At 60.0% G+C, this 3,813-nt stretch carries 4 protein-coding genes and 1 pseudogene; 2 read left to right on the forward strand and 3 right to left on the reverse strand.

Translation table 11 applies throughout. The annotated features are described in order from the left end of the window. The 3 genes and pseudogenes from RTI30_RS13185 to RTI30_RS13195 form a co-directional block, all read right to left on the reverse strand. Positions 1 to 120 (reverse strand): hypothetical protein (locus RTI30_RS13185; RefSeq protein WP_312283997.1); only part of this gene is annotated, 120 nt, incomplete at its 3' end. A gap of 34 nt (positions 121 to 154) precedes the next feature. Beyond that, positions 155 to 628: pseudogene (locus RTI30_RS13190) on the reverse strand (IS3 family transposase); the annotation flags it as partial. Positions 629 to 860: 232 nt separating this feature from the next. Further along, positions 861 to 1,118, reverse strand: coding sequence for a hypothetical protein (locus tag RTI30_RS13195; RefSeq protein WP_312283995.1), 258 nt, complete (start codon positions 1,116 to 1,118; stop codon positions 861 to 863). Positions 1,119 to 1,512: 394 nt separating this feature from the next. On the opposite strand from RTI30_RS13195, the gene glgB reads away from it, so the two are divergent. Continuing rightward, entirely contained in the window at positions 1,513 to 3,666 is a 2,154-nt protein-coding gene (gene glgB / locus RTI30_RS13200) for a 1,4-alpha-glucan branching protein GlgB (RefSeq protein ID WP_312283996.1), read from the forward strand. Between the two features lie 37 nt (positions 3,667 to 3,703). Next, a partial coding sequence (locus RTI30_RS14385; RefSeq protein WP_409449719.1) for a glycogen/starch synthase occupies positions 3,704 to 3,813 on the forward strand: 110 nt, incomplete at its 3' end.

A 3,813-nucleotide genomic window follows, 5' to 3' on the forward strand; every position in this document is an offset into this window, starting at 1 on the left:
CCGGGCGTTGAGAATTTTCCAACCCTCCCAATCTTCTTCGGAAAGACCATCTTCCAGCAGGATGATGGGATAGTTGCGGAGCAATTCTTCGTAATAGGCGGTCTGAGGCGTCCTGTACATAGTGGACAGTTCCGTCTCCAGCGGCTACCCGTGTGAAGGTTTGGGCAAACACAGCGGGGGCCAAATAGCCAATCCGGGATGCCGGCGTTGATGGTTGGTAACAATCTCAATGTACTCCCGAATCGCTGCGCAGGCATCAAGATCTGGTCTCGAAGTGCTGCTGGTGGACCATCTCGTTTTTCAAACTGCCCCAGAAGCTCTCGATGGGGGCGTTATCGTAGCAATTCCCTTTCCTCGACATGGAGGCGATCAATCCATGTTGCTGGAGAATGGCGCGGTAGGCCTTGGCGCAATACGGACTTCCCCGGTCAGCGTGATGGATCAGCCCAGGAGCGGGGCGTCGATGCGAGATCGCATTACGCAGAGCACGAATAGCAAGCTCTTGGGTCATGCTGGCCCCCATGGCATATCCCACGATCTCGCAGGTGCATGGGTCCTTGATGGCGGCAAGATAGAGCCAACCCTCGGCCGTGGGGATATAGGTGAGATCCACATGCCAGACGGTATCTGAACGGTACAAAGGCTTTCGAAGCCGTAACTTTGATAAGGAGTTGGTGCGCGGATAGTCCATTAGGGCCAGGGTAAGATGCCCATCAACAGGCCGAATACATGTTTGCATTCGATCCCAACCAAAGTCTACGACATCTTGCAAAGCCGGAGACGTTCATACATGTACCGACTTTTCCATGACATTCTCCTAGGTTCATTATATCCATACGAGAATGTACAAACATTTCAGGCTACCTCATGTAGCCTCGCTCGCCCTTGTAGGTCCAGGCCATATCGCGTTTCTCTGCGACGATCTGGGTGGCTTCGATATCCAGGGTATGGGCCTGGCGTTCCAGCTTATGCAGCCGATGGGCCACGATCCGGCGATTCACCCGGTCCAACCCCACCAAACCTGCCCCCTTCTCCGGCGCGACGCCGCCAGTCCCCCGCCGCGTCCATGCTGGGCAAATGATCCAGATGCAGCAGGCTGCGTAAGGCCCTGTCCGCATGAATCATCCGCAAGCCTTCCAGAGTGCGCCCGCCCCCGCTCAGCATCAACACGAAGGGCAGAACATGCGGTACTCTCTATAACCCTGCTTGCTGCCCGGCTTGGGCATTTCCTGTTCCAGTCAGCGGTGAAAGCCCACCCCCTGGATAAATTCTCCATGGAGCACCAACCCTGATTGCGCGGTTATGGCTTCTTCCGTTGCCGCAAGCTTGAAAGGCAGCACGGTTCGCGCCATTTTTCTCATCGGGCCCTTCTGTAATTTTCCCGGTAGGCAAATCTTTTTATCGAGACTATTATACGGGAAACCCATACAGATTGGGCCTTTCAATTTATTCTTGCTTTACTCCATCGCGGGATTAGGGAAGGACTCTATCCGTCGACAAAGGACCTCACGCATGCCCAACCAAGACATCACCGCCATCCTTGCTGCCCGACATCATGACCCCTTTGCTTGGCTGGGCCAGCATGAGGAGAGGGGGCAGGCCGTGCAGCGGGCCTTTCTGCCGGGGGCGCAGGCGGCCTGGATCGAAACCCCCACAGGCTGGGAAGCGATGCAGCGCCTGCATGACGATGGCCTCTTCGTCCATCAGGGCGGTCCCTTGCCCTCTCCCTATCGCCTGCGCTGGCAGGACGCGCGGGGTAGCCATGAGCGCCACGACCCCTATGTGTTCTGGCCGGTCCTTGGCGATCTGGAGATCTATCTCTTTGGTGAAGGGCGGCTCTACGAGGCCTACCACCACCTCGGTGCCCACCTGCGCCGGCACCAGGGGGTGGACGGCATCTTTTTTGCCGTCTGGGCGCCCAATGCCGAGCGGGTCAGCGTGGTGGGGGATTTCAACGGCTGGGACGGTCGCGCCCACCCCATGCGCGTGCGCGGCGGCAGCGGGATCTGGGAGCTCTTTCTCCCTGATCTCGGGGCCGGCGAACTCTACAAGTTTGAGATCCGCCACCGCGACTCTGGGGCCGTCTTCGTCAAGACCGACCCCTATGCCAGCGCCTTCCAACTCCGCCCCAGCACCGCCGCGCTAGTCGTGGACAGCCAATACCAGTGGCAGGATGGCCCGTGGATGCAGGAGCGCCCTCAGCGGGACTGGCAGCACGCCCCCATCAACTGCTACGAGGTCCATCTCGGTTCCTGGCAACGCGGCGCCGACGGTGCCTTCCTCAATTACCGCGAACTGGCCGCTCGGCTCATTCCCTACTGTCTGGACATGGGCTACACCCATCTGGAACTCATGCCCGTCATGGAGCACCCCCTGGACGAATCCTGGGGCTATCAGGTGAGTGGTTACTTCGCCCCCACCAGCCGCCACGGCACGCCCGACGATTTCCGCGCCTTCGTCGACGCCTGCCACCAGGCCGGGCTTGGTGTCCTCCTCGACTGGGTTCCCGGCCACTTCCCCAAGGACGACTGGGGCCTGGCCCGCTTCGACGGCACCCCCCTCTACGAACACGCCGACCCCCGCGAAGGCGAGCATAAGGAATGGGGCACCTACATCTTCAACTACGGGCGCAACGAAGTGCGCGGCTTTCTCCTCGCTAACGCCTGTTACTGGGCCGACTGTTTCCACGTCGACGGCCTGCGGGTGGATGCCGTCGCTTCCCTCATCTACCGCGACTACTCGCGCAAGGCCGGCGAGTGGATCCCAAACCAGTATGGCGGCCGCGAAAACCTCGAAGCCATCTCCTTCCTCCGCGAGATGAACATCATCCTCAACGAACGCCAGCCAGGCATCCTCACCATCGCCGAAGAGTCCACCGCCTGGCCCATGGTCTCCCGGCCCACTTACATGGGCGGACTCGGCTTCTCCATGAAGTGGAACATGGGCTGGATGAACGACACCCTCGCCTACTTCCGGAAAGACCCCATCCATCGCCGCTATCATCACAATGAACTCACGTTCAGTCAGCTCTATGCCTACACCGAGAACTTCGTCCTGCCCCTATCCCATGACGAGGTGGTGCATGGCAAGGGCTCGCTGCTGGACAAGATGCCGGGCGACACCTGGCAGCGTTTTGCCAACCTACGTCTGCTCTTCAGCTACCAGTGCGCCCACCCCGGCAAGAAGCTCAACTTCATGGGCAACGAATTCGGCCAGGGCCGCGAGTGGGACTGCAGCCGGGGTCTCGACTGGTGGCTGTTGGAGCGCGACTGGCATCAGGGCATCCAGCGCCTTGCCCGGGATCTCGCCCACTGCTACCGCACCCTTTCGCCGCTGCACGATCAGGATTTTCAGAGCGAAGGTTTCTCCTGGCTCGACTGCCACGACGCAGAGCAATCGGTGCTGAGTTTTTTGCGCTGGGATCGGCAGGGCGATTTTGTGGTGGCCCTGTTCAACTTCACCCCAGTACCACGGGAGCACTACCGCATCGGCGTCCCCCAGGCCGGTACCTATCGGGAGGTCCTCAACAGTGACGCCCCCGCCTATCACGGTTCCGGCGTTGGCAACGGCCCCCAAGCCGCCCAAGACACCCCCTGGATGGGCCTACCCTATTCCCTGGAACTCACCTTGCCGCCCTTGGCGGCACTTTTTCTGGTCCGGGCGTAAGAAACAGCTATTTTTGGTAATCCTCAAGGGAGATTTTATGTTTGTAATCCAGGTGGCTACGGAATGCGCCCCGGTGGCCAAGGTAGGCGGGCTGGCAGATGTGGTCTACGGCCTGAGCCGGGAATTGGAAATCCGCGGCCACGCGGT

This window comes from Candidatus Igneacidithiobacillus taiwanensis, assembly GCF_031962545.1.
Taxonomy (GTDB): domain Bacteria; phylum Pseudomonadota; class Gammaproteobacteria; order Acidithiobacillales; family Acidithiobacillaceae; genus Igneacidithiobacillus; species Igneacidithiobacillus taiwanensis.

Bases quoted from the DNA above. Each gene is read 5' to 3' on its own strand.
- RTI30_RS13195 (WP_312283995.1), bottom strand. From the start codon at position 1,118: ATGCGGACAGGGCCTTACGCAGCCTGCTGCATCTGGATCATTTGCCCA.
- glgB (WP_312283996.1), top strand. From the start codon at position 1,513: ATGCCCAACCAAGACATCACCGCCATCCTTGCTGCCCGACATCATGAC.